Annotated in this window: 15 protein-coding genes; 7 read left to right on the forward strand and 8 right to left on the reverse strand. The window is 47.2% G+C overall.

Features of this window, described 5'->3' with window-relative positions; all coding sequences use genetic code 11:
- Positions 1-47: 47 nt before the first annotated feature.
- Both GmarT_RS07855 and GmarT_RS07860 read right to left on the reverse strand, forming a co-directional pair.
- The gene (locus GmarT_RS07855; RefSeq protein WP_002647877.1) at positions 48-2,969 is read right to left on the reverse strand and encodes a protein kinase domain-containing protein; all 2,922 of its coding nucleotides are present in this window, start codon (positions 2,967-2,969) and stop codon (positions 48-50) included.
- Positions 2,970-3,024: 55 nt separating this feature from the next.
- Positions 3,025-3,657 (reverse strand): sigma-70 family RNA polymerase sigma factor, encoded by a 633-nt coding sequence (locus GmarT_RS07860; RefSeq protein WP_002647876.1) that lies wholly within the window; start codon positions 3,655-3,657, stop codon positions 3,025-3,027.
- Between the two features lie 609 nt (positions 3,658-4,266).
- Between GmarT_RS07860 and GmarT_RS07865 the strand changes: the two genes are divergently transcribed.
- The 6 genes from GmarT_RS07865 to GmarT_RS07890 all read left to right on the forward strand — a co-directional run bounded on the left by GmarT_RS07865 (position 4,267) and on the right by GmarT_RS07890 (position 7,853).
- Complete coding sequence (locus GmarT_RS07865; protein ID WP_002647875.1) at positions 4,267-4,716, forward strand: CsbD family protein; 450 nt, start codon at positions 4,267-4,269, stop codon at positions 4,714-4,716.
- Between the two features lie 51 nt (positions 4,717-4,767).
- Positions 4,768-5,070 (forward strand): DUF883 C-terminal domain-containing protein, encoded by a 303-nt coding sequence (locus tag GmarT_RS07870; protein WP_002647874.1) that lies wholly within the window; start codon positions 4,768-4,770, stop codon positions 5,068-5,070.
- A gap of 91 nt (positions 5,071-5,161) precedes the next feature.
- Entirely contained in the window at positions 5,162-5,659 is a 498-nt protein-coding gene (locus tag GmarT_RS07875) for a hypothetical protein (protein ID WP_002647873.1), read from the forward strand.
- A gap of 213 nt (positions 5,660-5,872) precedes the next feature.
- On the forward strand, positions 5,873-6,328 hold the full coding sequence (locus GmarT_RS07880; protein ID WP_002647871.1) for a phage holin family protein: 456 nt from the start codon (positions 5,873-5,875) through the stop codon (positions 6,326-6,328).
- A 38-nt stretch (positions 6,329-6,366) separates the two neighbouring features.
- Positions 6,367-6,579: a hypothetical protein gene (locus GmarT_RS07885; protein WP_002647870.1), complete on the forward strand. Its 213-nt coding sequence runs from the start codon at positions 6,367-6,369 to the stop codon at positions 6,577-6,579.
- A 71-nt stretch (positions 6,580-6,650) separates the two neighbouring features.
- Positions 6,651-7,853 (forward strand): AI-2E family transporter, encoded by a 1,203-nt coding sequence (locus GmarT_RS07890; RefSeq protein ID WP_002647869.1) that lies wholly within the window; start codon positions 6,651-6,653, stop codon positions 7,851-7,853.
- 47 nt (positions 7,854-7,900) lie between these two features.
- Here the strand turns inward: GmarT_RS07890 and GmarT_RS07895 are convergent, their stop codons facing one another.
- Positions 7,901-9,460: an alkaline phosphatase family protein gene (locus GmarT_RS07895; protein ID WP_002647868.1), complete on the reverse strand. Its 1,560-nt coding sequence runs from the start codon at positions 9,458-9,460 to the stop codon at positions 7,901-7,903.
- A gap of 324 nt (positions 9,461-9,784) precedes the next feature.
- On the opposite strand from GmarT_RS07895, the gene GmarT_RS07900 reads away from it, so the two are divergent.
- Positions 9,785-10,390 carry an ANTAR domain-containing response regulator gene (locus GmarT_RS07900; RefSeq protein ID WP_052301271.1) on the forward strand — a complete coding sequence of 202 codons (606 nt, stop codon included), beginning with the start codon at positions 9,785-9,787 and terminating at the stop codon, positions 10,388-10,390.
- Between the two features lie 4 nt (positions 10,391-10,394).
- Here the strand turns inward: GmarT_RS07900 and GmarT_RS07905 are convergent, their stop codons facing one another.
- The 5 genes from GmarT_RS07905 to GmarT_RS07925 all read right to left on the reverse strand — a co-directional run bounded on the left by GmarT_RS07905 (position 10,395) and on the right by GmarT_RS07925 (position 14,027).
- Positions 10,395-10,670 carry a GlsB/YeaQ/YmgE family stress response membrane protein gene (locus GmarT_RS07905; RefSeq protein ID WP_002647866.1) on the reverse strand — a complete coding sequence of 92 codons (276 nt, stop codon included), beginning with the start codon at positions 10,668-10,670 and terminating at the stop codon, positions 10,395-10,397.
- A 61-nt stretch (positions 10,671-10,731) separates the two neighbouring features.
- Positions 10,732-12,147 (reverse strand): DUF2254 domain-containing protein, encoded by a 1,416-nt coding sequence (locus tag GmarT_RS07910; RefSeq protein WP_002647865.1) that lies wholly within the window; start codon positions 12,145-12,147, stop codon positions 10,732-10,734.
- A 189-nt stretch (positions 12,148-12,336) separates the two neighbouring features.
- Positions 12,337-13,326, reverse strand: coding sequence for a PRC-barrel domain-containing protein (locus GmarT_RS07915; protein WP_002647864.1), 990 nt, complete (start codon positions 13,324-13,326; stop codon positions 12,337-12,339).
- A gap of 216 nt (positions 13,327-13,542) precedes the next feature.
- Entirely contained in the window at positions 13,543-13,746 is a 204-nt protein-coding gene (locus tag GmarT_RS07920; RefSeq protein ID WP_002647863.1) for a CsbD family protein, read from the reverse strand.
- Between the two features lie 89 nt (positions 13,747-13,835).
- A complete protein-coding gene (locus tag GmarT_RS07925) occupies positions 13,836-14,027 on the reverse strand; it encodes a hypothetical protein (protein ID WP_002647862.1) in 192 nt (63 codons plus the stop codon).
- Between the last annotated feature and the right edge of the window lie 3 nt (positions 14,028-14,030).

A 14,030-nucleotide genomic window follows, 5' to 3' on the forward strand; every position in this document is an offset into this window, starting at 1 on the left:
TCAGGAAAAGTAAAATCGGTGAGTGTATTCGACTGATTTGAAATGAGTCAACGATTTTTAAACCGGGGAGGTCCGGGTCTGTCTGGTCCCCGCGGAGGACGCCTGCCATGCTGAGGTCGCGGGCCTCCATGTGCTGGTGGAGAATGTTCATTTGACATGCGATGAACGGCGTTAGGAAATTTCCGTTTATATTCTCCCATGAGTTGATCGTATTTGTCCCACATCAGCCAACTGTCAACTTCATTGCCGACATAGTGGTAGATTCGGGCAAGTTCTTCCATTGAACCTAAGAGAACGCTATGGATATTGTATGAGTCTGGATCTGTTTTTAGTTCAGCCTGCAACGTTTTAATTGCGCTTTCCAGCAGGCTGATGGCTTCGGTTTCACTCCCTTTTTTATACAGAATATCAGCCAGTCCGTTTTCAAACTTGGCTTTCCAGATTCGGTGTTCTGGTGCCTCCGGGAACTGAATAATGAGTTCTTTCTGCAATCGGAGGGCGGTACGGAGGGAGAGTTCGGCGGTATCGTGGCGTGTCCGAATTTCGTTTGAGCCCCCTTGTTGCGTGGTCATTTTATCCAGACCATGTGCCAGCTTGTTATGTGCGTGAATCAGGGAAATCTTATATTCTGGAATTGTGGGATAATCTGAGACCAGGCGGCTGGCATGCTGGATCGCTTTTTCCAGGCGTTCGATGACAGATTCATCGATTTCATCCGGATTTAACCGACGGATATCGAGACGTCCAAACGATTTCACTATAGCCTGACGATAGTCTGCAACATGGGGGTGCTCTTGAACCAGCGTTTCCAGAATTTCGAAAGCGCGGGCCTGTTTGCCTCTTTCACCTGGAGAGCGTACATAATCGGCGGGAAGCTGTTCCTGCAGACAAAGCGCGAGTAAATAGCGATATTCCGGATTGGTCTGATCTGACTCAATCAGAGCTTCCAGAATTTCAATGGCTTGCTGGAGTTGTGTGCGTTCTTCCTCCGACGGGACGAATCTGCCGGTGGGAGTCTGCAAGCGTATGTTAGTGGTCATGCTCCCTAGTTGATCCGGATGAAACTGAATGGCTTTCAGGAAAAAAGTCCGTGCCAGTTCAAACTGAAGATCTGCCTGATTCAGGTCGGCAGCAAAATTTGCCTGCAGCAGTTTTTCTGCACGCTCATGTGCTTCAGTGGCTTCACTGTGTTGACTCAGGTAACGGTAAATGCGACCGATTTCATTATACAAGGTAGCGATGGTCAACGCATTCGATTCACCAGTATTCTGCTGATAAAGATTGAGTGATTTCTGATAAGCTGTCAGAGCAGAACTGAAATCTCCCAGCCGACGATGAATATCTCCCACTTTGCGTTGTGCGTTCGCAGCTTTGTTTTGAAACTCCTCCTGCTCACCAGTTGATTCCGCCAGTTTCGTATAGAACTGGACCATGCCTGCCAGCAGGTCAGCTGATTCACGTGAGAGCACCGGCTCCGCATAGCCGTCTCCGGCACCGGAAATCTCTGGCGTATGCAATCTTGAGGGGACAAAGCGGTCAAAGACACGATCGAGGGCATTCGTCGCCAGTTGAGCAGATGATTCTGCCCGCTTTCGTTCCCGCCGCTCCCTGTCAAATCCCACTGCCATGGAAATTCCCAGAGCCAGCATCAACATTAATGCAAGTCCGGACAGAGACGCGATTGCAGGGTTACGGCAGCTCCAGCGCCACAGATATTCGATTGGCGATATGCGCTTTGCCCGGATAGGACGATTTTCCAGAAACCGGTTCAGGTCTTCTCCAAGTTCACTGGCAGTCTGATATCGATGTTTCGTATCGGTGGCGATCGCTTTGAGAATGATGGTTTCCAGATCGCGTGGAATGCGCGGATTGATTCGCCTTAGAGAGGTGATCGTGCCATGAGTGATTTGTTCAATCATGGCATGCCGACTGGTTCTTTCAATGGCATAACGTTTCGTTAAAAGCTCATAGAGGGTGATTCCCAGTCCATAGATATCACTCTGTCGGCAAGTCTCTCCCCGAAACATTTCCGGAGCCATATATCCCAGCGTTCCCACGATATCGGTTGATTTACTGAGATCGCTCTGTTCGGCGGCGCGTGCCAGTCCAAAGTCTGTGATACATAAGAGCCCTTCGCGGTCGAGGAGCAGGTTACCTGGTTTAATATCGCGATGCAGAATCCCCCGGTCGTGTGCATATTGCAGGGCATTTGCCGCTTGAATTCCTAATGTCGCAATCTTGTAAGGTGAATTGACATACTTTTTGAATTCTGACGAATGAAGGTGTTCTGCAGCAGGTTGATCGTCGGATCGATTTTCGTCACCAGGTTCAAACGGTGTATAGACAGTATCACTACCGGTTTCTGTTTCAGAAACCGGTTTCGTTTTTTTTACTTTCACATGACTGTCCACAGCAGTAGAGACAATTTTCTGTGTCAGTTCATCCAGTCCCACACCTTCTATCAACTGCATCACATAGTAGTGGAAGTTTCCGTTTTCACCCACACCGAATACCGGAACAATATTAGTATGGTGCAGGGAAGCGGTCAGTTCTGCCTCTCTGCGGAATCGTTTTAATTGTTTGTCATCGAGCAGTGAATGTCGTGGCAGAAGCTTCAATGCGACACGGCGATTAAGAGATTCCTGTATTGCTTCGTAGACAACGCCCATGCCGCCCCGGCCGATCTCCCTGACAATCTTAAAATCTCCCAGTTGATCTGGTGCACTGGCACCCAGGGAGACTTTTCCCTGTGCCTGAGCGGCATATTTTCCACCCTCCAGGGCAACAATCGCGGGAAATATTTCTTCGATTTCGCTGGCCAGTTCCGGATAACGGTTTACATAATCCGTGATTACTGGTTTTTCACCCTGACGAATTTTAGCGATAAAATCATCAGCGACCTGATCCAGAGCGGATGTCGCCGGAGGTGTCAGATTTTTGATCGATTGAGGGGAATCGGGTGATAACATCAACTGTTGTCCTGACGATTTCGATCTGTAAAGAAAGATGCTTCAATGAAGACTTTTATTCAATGATACCAGGGATTTGAACCAGAATGGAGCGTAATCTGGTCAGAGCACGAAAATATCGCATACTGGCAGTTTTGGGTTCAATTTCCAGGACCTCAGATGCCTCGAGGTTGGACAGTTCTTCAAAATGTCTCAGGACCAGAATTTCGCGATCAATTTCATTTAAGGACTCCAAAGCTTCACGCAACTGAATCGCCAGTTCTTCCTTGAGGGCAGCCTGGCTGGGTGAAGTCATGTCCCCCAGAAGAACGTTTGCAATCTGAAAGGAAGTCGAGGCTGAAAAAACGCGACGCTTTGCCTTTACTTCACGACGCACATCTCGCTTTTGCGCACCCAGGTGTCGACGATGAACGTCAATCAAAGTCTGTCCGACAATCGTTCTCAGCCAGATGAAAAACGTAGTAGCCGGGTCGTTCAGATAGTGTTCAATGCGCGTGGCCGCATCCAGGTATGCTTCCTGCAGTATGTCATCCGCGTCAACCCGACCGAGCAGTCGTGTATCCAGTCGAAAATTGACAATACGCCACAGACGATCCCGGTAACGGTCGTATTCATCCGCAAGCACCCCTTCCGGATTCTCGCGTAATCGGTTGAGAAAGATCTCAGGGTCTTCGAACTCATCAAACAACCAACAAATCTCCCAGTCAGTATAGATTCGATTTTATCAATCGTGCCAGGCATCCGGGTTCGACCGGAGCATTCTGCGGTGATTGTACCCGATTGCCTGCAATACCGACAAGTCGTGCTGTTCATGCGTAATTTCGGCTCAATCACAACTGACCGATCCCGGTATTCTGTAATCGTTTATGGAGAGGATTGAATCTCTATACGTTTCTGTTGCCACTGATGACGGATCTACTTCAAGATTTCACCAGAAAATTGAGTCAGGCATCTGTTATGAATCAATCGTTCACTCGGGGTACCCATTTCAAATGGAGCTCGCGATTTTCCAGTACAGGCTGTAAAGATTGATCGAAAGGGAGTCAGGTTGGCACACTGGCGACCGTTCCCAAAGGGAAACCCTGTATCCAGGCGGACTTCCGGGCTGATCCTTAAAAAATGTGAAAAACTTGTGATTCAGCCTGTTTTTAATGAGAATTCGTACAATCTCAACCTGTTGGATTCAACGGTCGGGGGGGGAATCTATGAAGTGGCATACTTCTTGCTTTTCAGGTTATGTGACGTTTAGCGTTTCCAAGTAGATTAAGAATCCCACAGTTAATGTAAGGAGAGAATAATGACCACTCGAGAAGAACTTCGCGGCCACTGGAATGAAATTCGGGGACGCATTGAAGAACGATGGAGCCAGCTTAATTCGAGTGATCTAGACGGGCTGGAAGGCAAGACAGATCAACTCGTAGGGAGGATTCAGCAGAAGACCGGTGAAACGAAACGAGATATCCAGCGAGAACTCGATTCGATGGTTGAGAGCTTTTCTCAATCGGCATCAACAATGGCAGATAAAATGGGTGACACTCTAAACGAAGCTGTCAAAAATTCCAAAGAACAGTTTGCTCACGCTTCAGACGCTGCCCGTGAGCAATATGAGCAGGTGAATCAGTCAGTTCAGAAAGGGTATCGCGAGGCAGAGCGTACGGTACGTAAGCATCCCGCGGAGTCCGTTGCAGTGGCGTTTGGCACGGGGTTAATTGCAGGTGTGATTGTAAGCCTGGCGTGGCGTCGATAATTCTCAATTTACTGCTCAATACCATGGACTGAATCTTACAGGGAGTAAATCATGATTCACCAATATGAAGATCTGGAAAAACACATTGTACCTGTCTCGCACGATCAGGCGGAAAGTTCGGTAACTTCGAAATCATCTCAGGTTTGCGATTACGTAGAAGAACAACCAGTCAAATCCGTAATGATCAGCCTGGGGGTCGGCATCGGTGCTGGACTGCTTTTAGGATCCATGTTCCGGGGTTCGACCAGGTACTTTTCACGGGATCAGGCTTTTATGGATCGCGTAGGAAACAGTGTCCGAGAGTCATTGTCTGAAATTGTTCCCGACTCACTGAAGAAACATTTCCGTTCCTGATGTGAGAGCAGGGGAAGCGACATCAGAAATAGTTTGCGTTCGTAATAGAGGCTATTTCGGGACAAAAGAATTCCAGACGGGAGTTGAAAGAGTGGCCAGCCAGCCAGAAGACAAACGAGCAAATCAGATACGACAGGCGATGCATGAAATTCGCTGTGAGTTGGATGACGATGTCAGCCAGATTAAGCAGTCGGCTTCGACATTGACGGACTGGCAATACTACATCAGGCATTATCCCTGGGCATGTGTCGGGGCTGCAGCTGCATTTGGATTTATGATAGTTCCCCGAAAGTTGAAAGTCAGTAACCCCTATACGGACGAATTGTTAAAACTGGCCAGAAAAAAACGCCTGGTCATCAATAAAGAAGACGATGATGATGCCGACAGAGCTGGAGTAGTTAAAACAGCATTTACGTTTTTATCCGGCCTGGCGATGCGAGCAGCAGTAGCACAGGTGGCACAGCATGCGGCATCAATTTTGAATCAGAATCAGGGAAGCGGGAGTCAGTCTTCTGCTTCCGGGCAGTCGGATACTGCTGATTCTGCCGCTACAAAACCCTTCGAAAATCATCTCGACCGGAGATTTTAATCAAATGAGTCCCTATCAAATGCAGGTGAAACAAAATACTTCCCAGTGGGCTGAAAGCAGATCCCAGTCTGTTGGACAGCAGGATGAATCAGATCCTGTATCGATACTAACAGATTTGAAAGAACGCTTACGTAAGCAGATTTGCGAGCATCCTGGTGAGGCCTTGAAAATCAGTCTGCTTACAGGTCTGTTTGCCGGATGGTGGGTGAAACGATGATCGGTCAGAACGGAACAGTCCAGTCGGAACATAAGCCTGACATGCGAGGCGACCTGGGTGACCTGGGGGCAGATTTACTGGCTCTGAGTGAGCTTCAAGTAGAACTCCTGTCTGTAGATACGCGAGATGCAGTCCGAGAATCATTCTCTCCGACAATCTATCTGGCTGTCGGGATGGGACTGTGTATCGGCTCATTTCCTGTTTTGCTTTTAGGATGTGCCTGGTGGTTGAGTAGCGCATTTGAATTAACTCTGGCCTCCTGCATGCTGACAGTAGCCGTCTTAAGTCTGATTCTTGCCAGCGGATTTTTCTTCTTCGCTTGGAAAGGTTTTAAGAAAAGCTTACGCATCTTACAGCGATCGGGAACTGAACTGCGAAGTAATATCGATTGGATTAAAACTATTATCTCCGATAAGCATCGAAATCGTCAGAAAACTGTTCACAGAAAATAAGATCGATCTTTAAGAATAAATTTGAAAGGAAATCAATCATGAATATGTACACAACCTCTTCTCAAAATGCCCAGACAGCGGATCGAGAAACAACCGCAGGTGCGCCTGGTGCAGAGAATTACGACCAGCTGAAACCGGTTGATGATTTGGTCGATTATGTCTCTACTTACGCAAAGCAGAATCCCGGGACTGCGGCCCTGTGGTGTTTCGGAATCGGTTTCATCGTTGGTTGGAAGTTAAAACCCTGGTAAGAAAATAATCATCAATGTAACAGGGAGGGGAAACTCTCTGTTTTGATATTTACCAGTAAGGAGAAGATTCTGTGTCCCTGTCTACGACGTCCAATGCATCCGATTGCCGGAACCCCAGCCAGGAAGTTCGAACTGGCGATGATTCGGATACAGATTCTTCATCTTCTGATATTCAGCAGCTCAGGGAAGAGCAGGCGGTGTCGTCTACTGTATTAAAAGATAAGATTCAGATTCAATCTTATGGCCGAATCTCACTGGCCATTCTTGCGACTTTGGGTGTAGTTCATGCCTTGTATTTTGCTCGAGCCATTTTTATACCCATCGCGCTGGCGATTGTTCTGTTTTTTCTTTTGGCGCCTTTAGTAAGATTTCTGACACGAGTCTGTCCCATTCCGGAATCTCTTTCTGCAGCGATCGTTGTGCTCTCTCTCACTTTTATGATTGGTCTTGCCAGCTATTTCCTGGCGTCGCCGGTTTCTGACTGGCTTTCGAGCGCTCCTGCCACATTTAGAAAAGCGGAACAGAAATTACGCTTCATTATCGACCCGGTAGATAAAATCGACCAGGCTTCTTCCCAGGTATCTGACATTGCAGGCGGTAAAGAAAAAGACGATGTGGTCAAGGTTTCAATTCAACAGCCCCCAGTCACCAGTTACCTGTTAAGCTCAACTGTTAATTTTCTGGCAGGTGTGACAATCACTGTGGTGCTGGTCTATCTTCTACTGGCGATGGGGCATCGGACATTGAATTCGGTCGTTGAGTTACTTCCGACCCTCGACGATAAACGAGGCCTCGTGACAATGATTCGTAACGTGGAAAATGGTATTTCCCGATATCTGGTCACGATTACAGCGATCAATATTGGGCTGGGGATCATCATCGGAACTGTGATGTGGTTGCTGGGCCTCCCCGATCCCATCCTGCTGGGAATCATGGCAGCGACTCTCAACTTCATTCCGTTTGTGGGCGCATTTATTGGTGCAGCTGTGACATTTCTAATCGGAATTGTTTATCTCAATACGCCGGCAGAAGCCATGTTAGGGCCGTTGATGTATATCGTGATTAATACCCTGGAAGGGAATGTGTTTACGCCAATGATTTTAGGGCATTCGATGAAGCTCAACCCGGCATTGGTATTTGTCTGCATTATTTTCTGGGGCTGGGCCTGGGGCGTTGGTGGTATTCTACTGGCCGTTCCCCTGATCGGCATGGTCAAGATATCCTGTGACCACTTTAAGTCCCTGCAGCCGGTTGCCCGCATCCTGTCTGGGTGAACGCATTCCTGTGAGAGTGGACAGTTCAAGACACGATTGATTTCCTCTCAACTTTTCTGGCTATTCTGAGGATTGTTGATCGCACTTTCACCTGGCTGGCGTGGCGTTTCCAGTCCCAGTAACTGCAGGCAGATCGGTGTAATATCGATAATACGAAGCGCATCAGGCAACTCGAAATCATCAGGCAGTCCTGCTGCGATCAGGGGGGCGGTCGAATCTAACTCATGCAGGGAACCATGCGAGCCCGCTGGATTACACTTCATTGACGGCAGACAGAATTCCTTACCCAGTCGGGCTGTCACCCAGATGTTTCCTGTCTTTTCAGAAAAACCTGTTGCGATACGTTCAAATGCATTCGGGTAATCACCGAATTTAATTTGATGGTCAGCTGTAATGCTTGCATCGACGGCGTTTAAATCGCCATTCCAGATCCAGGATGTACCATAGACATCGTGGGCATCACCGGTTGAATCAGGAGCCGGTTTAAAAACCAGATGTCCCCGGTCTTGCGTATGAACGTAAAAGGCCGGTTGGTCTGTCCCATTCAATCCACTGTCATGGTCACACCACATCACCTGGTCAATCTCGGGGCAATTCAACAGACAGTCAATGACTGCCTTGCGATTCTCCCACAATTCGGGTTGCATGTAGATTTGTGCCGACCGCATATTCGGGCAAACCATCAATTCTTCTGAAGTGTTCCAGGGGTTACCGGCATCTACGACCTGAAACTCTTTGAGTACTTCGTCTAAATGGATTCCCGGATTTTCCTCCAGATCACTCTGAGAATGGTCACCTGTCATCAGGATTGTATGTTTTTCCAGAAACTGGTCGATACCGCCGAGGATTTCAATCAGTTTGCCCAGGTGACTGTCGACGTTCTGGAGAGTTGTTATCGCGTTTTCCGGTCCCTCTGAGTGACTGTCAAAATCATTGTTGGGAAAATAGGCCAGTGTAAAATCTGGTAGACAGTCCTGCTCAGCCATCCCCAGCAGATAGTCGGCAGTCGTATCGTCGTGGAAACCAAATCGCCTCGTAATGCCACCTCGTGCTGAAAGCGTATTCCCATAAAGCGGAGTCGAAACAAACTCTCCCAGAAACATGGTATGTGGTCCGATCATCGATTCCGCCAGGGTCACTCCGGGAGTCAACTTCAGAAGAAAAGGGGTGCTGGTTTCATGCGCCACAGTGCCTCGATACCACATGAAGTTGACCACTGCATCCGTCAGGCTCCCGTGTTGCTCAATTCGCTCGAAAATCGTCGGTACCTGAAGACGGTCGATGTTCAGTTTGATCTGAAAATCATTGATATATCGATCCATCCCCTCATTCATAATTGCCGGCAGATCAGATCCAAAATAAGCGATATCATCCTGGTCACGATCGTACCAGTATGCACCGGAGATTCCATGTTCGAAGGGATAAGTGCCTGTTGCCAGGGCGCATGTTGCAGCCGGTGTAATCGAGGGAAATATGGACGTGCATTCCCGGGATAAAACACCCCGTTCCACCAGTTGCTGGAAATGGGGCAGCAAGCCTTTTTCCAATGCTGGTTGGACAACTCGGGACGCCATGGCATCAATTATAATCAAGATGACTTTTTTCATATTTGCGATATCACTCCAGGCCGGAACTCATAATCTCGCATGTGAACTGGCCAGTTATTTTTGTGAGAAAACTTGAGGCTATCATTTCAACTCGGGCAAGGACAATTCGCGTCCCTTCCTGTCTTAGTTATAAGAAGTTATTCAAGGTACTGCTAGGTCCTGAAAACGATTATTGAGGTTCGATCAGATACACCAATAACGCAAACATTTCATCAATTTTAAAAACCCGGGAGATGGTGTAAGCACTTTAAATCTGGTTTAATAGGACCTGATTGTATTTTTTTGTGACAATTCTGATACTCAATAACAGATCAGGAAAATTTGATGATGGAGATGGAATCGCTGCAGATACTGATTGCACACAGTAACAGTGCGACTCTGCAGCTTATCCAGAAGGCAGTGCTTAAACTGGGGCATCAGATCATCGGGACTGTTCAAACGGGTGAGGAAATTATTCAAGCCTGTGCCAGTCAACTGCCTGATATCGTCATCAGCGGCGTACGCATGCCTGATATGGATGGGATTCGCGCTCTGACACTTATTGGTAAAAATACTCCCGTCCCGGGAATTATTGTTACTCCCAAGTCTGACCTGGAGCTCGTGGAAACTGCAGCTCTGGATCATATCATGGCATGGCTGGTTGAGCCGATTCGAGCGATTGATCTTGGCCCTACAATATTGCTGGTACATCGACGCGCTGCCGAATTTGCTGAACTTCGACAGGAAAATCAGGATCTCCGTGACTCGTTGAATGATCGAAAAATCATAGAACAGGCTAAGGGAATTCTGATGAAAACTGCTCATCTGGATGAGGCGACAGCTTTCCGCCAGCTTCAAAAAATCGCCAGTCATAAACGCACGAAACTGATTGAAATCGCCCGTGCAATCATTACCGCTGAGGGTGCCTTCGATCTCATCCAGAAAGACTGATTCCTTATTTCTTCTGGAATGAAATCAGACTGAGTAGTGATACAAACAGCGCCGCTCCGATAATCGACCATAGAATGGGGAAGGGTTGATCCCCGAATTCAACCGTCAGTAATTCAGGCAGGCCCAGCTTTCCGGAAATCCATGTGCCTAGCAGTGCACCGATGAAACCCAGGGCGATTGAGGTCAGGCAACCCCCGCGGGAATATCCTGCCAGTGATTGTGCAATGCCACCGCAGATGGCAGCGACCAACAGCAATAATAAAAATTGAAAGATTCCCATGAATGTGCTCCTCTCGCGTGATGAACTTTTCTGATTATCAGAATACTGGATTGGAACTGATCTAAGACAGTTCGGGCTCGCGGGTCATCCGCAGGCTGGACTCCAGTAAATTGTTTAACTGATCGAAAGCCTGCTGAAAACTAATTAGGTCTGCTTTGACAAGATGGTGTTCTTCAAACGCGGTCTGTAAAGCTTCTGCTTCCTGACGGATTACTTCAATATCTTCCGGGCGAGAAGCATGGCTGGTGATTCCAGTCAGTGCCTCCAGTATCTTCAGTGAAACGGTGGTGTTGCTGGAACCATACTCACGAATCATGCCGAATGAGTATTTTAAAACTTCAGCAAAACCATCAGCCGTGGTTATTAAAAGGCGAGGAACCGATTCGCTGTCTCGTCGAATTTGACTGGGACAGGATCGTTCAACAAGTCTGCCCAGTGCGCCTCCCAGCCGGTCCACACAACTCATTGCGGTAAAGGGATCATTGATTCCCGGGGAGAGGGCCCGTAAAGCGATTTCAACCAGTTCTCGGGCTGCATAGGTGACATCCTGGCGGGGGGTGCGACGCAGGCCGATAATGATGACTCGATTAACCGTATTGTTCACCGTTTCTATCTGTTCTTCAGAATCCTCTTCTGTTTCTGTCTGATCCTGGCACCAGACCCGGGCCAGCAGTTGATCCTGGGTGATGTAATCTCCGGGTTTACACATCAGTTCCACCACACCATTCAACTCCTGCCCCAGCGAGATCAGACTTCCCCCATCAATGCCTTCGATATAGCCTTCCCGTTTCGAGGGGACAGTGATGTTATATTTTCCAACCCCTGATAAAATTTCGTCGAATGTTTGACAATTCTGATCTTCCAGTGCTTCTTCGTCTATTTCCTTCTCCGCCGCCTCGCCAATCCGTTCAGGAAACAATCGATTAATGGCCTCGTTCAGATCACGAGAGACTTCCAGGATAATTGTCGGGGCTTGAATGGCGGTCGCCACATGGTGAATAAACCAGATCAGCATTCCCATACTGATCAGACCCAGGCAGAGTCCAACAGCAGTTCCCACTTGTGGAGTAAACGCAGGGCTGTCTCCGTGTGCTTCGCGTACATTCTGTAGAATCAGCATACAATACAGGCTGGTTCCGATATACTGGCCAATTACCAGGTCAGCGATACTGGCACCCATGACATTGCGAACCAGTCGGGAACCGTACTGGGAAGAGGCTATCGATAAAGTCACTATGGTGATCGAAAATACGACACCTGCCAGTGCAATCGTTGCTCCCGCTACCGAAGAGAGCGTAGAGCGGGCAGCAAGGGCGGTCGTTGAAAACCAGCTGAGTTGACGATCAGACGATGCGAGCAGGCTGTCCAGCTGATTTGTTCCCATTGCCAGCATAATAGCCATTAAGGACATGATGGTCGGGACAAACCAGAAGCTGGTTCGGAAAGAATCCCATAGATTCTCGAGTCGTGCTCTCATATTCCAGTTATACTCCTTATCGAAGATGATTCTCTCAGGTTATCGTTCCAGTATTGTTAACCGTATCAACCGGCTGTTTTGATTATGGTATAGAGAATGATTAAAAAAGATACAAAAAAACGCTATGAGCAGTAAATCACTCCTCACAGCGTTTTATTAACTGGAGCTAAGCTGGATTCAAAAACCGACTCAGGTGTCGATATTCACTTTTAAATCACGATTTTTAAGATCAGCATCAATTCGATAGCGTTTATGAAGTTCTCTCGAGAAGTCCGGGTCTGCATAGTCAGGCCAGTGGTCTTCATCGAATCCCTGGGCTCCTTCCAACTGCTGTTGAGTCACATTCAAAACCAGAATCTGTTCTTCAGGTTCTTCTGGGTTCTGTTTTATCTCAAACGCTTTAAATGGAACGGCAAACATTTTATTCCCAACACCAAGGAATCCTCCGTAGGTCACAGCGGCATATTGGACATTACCGTGTGTAACATTGACAACAATATCTTTGATTTCACCAACACTTTTTCCTTGAGAGTTTTGAATGTTCATACCATTTAACTGGCTGATTCTTACATTCGTTCCCGATGTTTTAGGGTCTAGTTTACCTGTTTTGGAACGAAGCTTTTCGTTCTTGTGCGCTCTTTTCTGTTTCACATCATACCGTTTGTTGAGATCAGCAAGATAGCTGTCGTCTGCAAAGTTCGGCCAGTGATCTTGATCAAAGCCAGTTGCACCTTCCAAATGTTTCTGTGTCACATTCAGGATCAATGCAGGTTCTTGCGAATCCGCTTTTTGTTTGATGTTAAATGCTTCAAAAGGCACAGCAAACATTTTATTTCCCACGCCGAGGAAACCACCATAGGTGACAGCTGCGTAGCGGACTTCTCCGGTTGAAGTATTTATCACCAGATCATTGATTTCGCCCAGGCTCTGTCCCTGAGGATTTTCAATATTCATCCCAATCAATTTACTGGCGCGGGTTGCCATGCCCGCTTTTTTCATCTGTTTTCTTTCGGCTTTATCGGTTCTGGATGCTTTTTTATCAGCCTTGGATGTCTTGGAATTATCCGGTGTTTGTGCTTTCTCTTCATTTGGATTGTCAAAAGCATACGTGCTTCCGGCCAGGCATAAAGTAGCAACACTAAACGCAAAAATACTTGCGAGTGTAGTATATCGTTTCATTTTAGTTCTCCTCGGGTATCAAAGAATTTGAAGTAAGATGTGACCTGTAATTAACTATCACAGCTGATAATATTTCCTTTGAGACAATACAGATGACTGAATGTAATTGACCGAAATATTTAACGGTTAGAGCGAGGATTCGCCGGCAGTCTTGAATTATCAGTAAGTTCTATTATCAGCTGTTGATAGTGTTAAGCGAGCGCTGAAAAATCAGTTTCAGCAGTGGCATGAGCTCTCAAACTGGGCTACCTGCTGTTCTGCTTCTTCTTTAGCGATGCCATATCGTTCCTGGACTTTGCCTACGAGTTCTTCCCGTTTGCCATCAATCTGGTCGATTTCATCGTCGGTCAACTCTCCCCATTTCTGTTTAGCCTGACCTTTGATCTGTTTCCATTTTCCTGAAAATTGGTCTGAATTCATCTCTCTTCTCCTGTATTGGAATACATATTTTTAAACAATAATTAACTGCCGATCCCAGACTGGAAATCAGCAAACGACTCATTTTCTGTTTACTCTTTCTTCTTGAGATCGACACCAATATCGCCGTCGCTTTTGTCGCGTTCAATCTCAAGTTCCCCGTTGGGAGTTTCAATATCGAGGACTTTCTCTTTTTCTTCACAACCTGCCAGGGTGAACGCTGTTGCCGACATCAGCATCAGGGCTAACGATAAAAAGCAGGAATTGATGATGTAGTTTTTCATAAC

The sequence above is a fragment of the Gimesia maris genome (assembly GCF_008298035.1).
Lineage (GTDB): Bacteria > Planctomycetota > Planctomycetia > Planctomycetales > Planctomycetaceae > Gimesia > Gimesia maris.

Coding starts and splice junctions, on each gene's coding strand:
- GmarT_RS07910 (WP_002647865.1), bottom strand. CDS start 12,147: ATGAGAGCACGACTCGAGAATCTATGGGATTCTTTCCGAACCAGCTTC.
- GmarT_RS07905 (WP_002647866.1), bottom strand. CDS start 10,670: ATGGGAATCTTTCAATTTTTATTATTGCTGTTGGTCGCTGCCATCTGC.
- GmarT_RS07855 (WP_002647877.1), bottom strand. CDS start 2,969: ATGTTATCACCCGATTCCCCTCAATCGATCAAAAATCTGACACCTCCG.
- GmarT_RS07895 (WP_002647868.1), bottom strand. CDS start 9,460: ATGAAAAAAGTCATCTTGATTATAATTGATGCCATGGCGTCCCGAGTT.
- GmarT_RS07900 (WP_052301271.1), top strand. CDS start 9,785: ATGATGGAGATGGAATCGCTGCAGATACTGATTGCACACAGTAACAGT.
- GmarT_RS07925 (WP_002647862.1), bottom strand. CDS start 14,027: ATGAAAAACTACATCATCAATTCCTGCTTTTTATCGTTAGCCCTGATG.
- GmarT_RS07865 (WP_002647875.1), top strand. CDS start 4,267: ATGACCACTCGAGAAGAACTTCGCGGCCACTGGAATGAAATTCGGGGA.
- GmarT_RS07920 (WP_002647863.1), bottom strand. CDS start 13,746: ATGAATTCAGACCAATTTTCAGGAAAATGGAAACAGATCAAAGGTCAG.
- GmarT_RS07880 (WP_002647871.1), top strand. CDS start 5,873: ATGATCGGTCAGAACGGAACAGTCCAGTCGGAACATAAGCCTGACATG.
- GmarT_RS07870 (WP_002647874.1), top strand. CDS start 4,768: ATGATTCACCAATATGAAGATCTGGAAAAACACATTGTACCTGTCTCG.
- GmarT_RS07915 (WP_002647864.1), bottom strand. CDS start 13,326: ATGAAACGATATACTACACTCGCAAGTATTTTTGCGTTTAGTGTTGCT.
- GmarT_RS07885 (WP_002647870.1), top strand. CDS start 6,367: ATGAATATGTACACAACCTCTTCTCAAAATGCCCAGACAGCGGATCGA.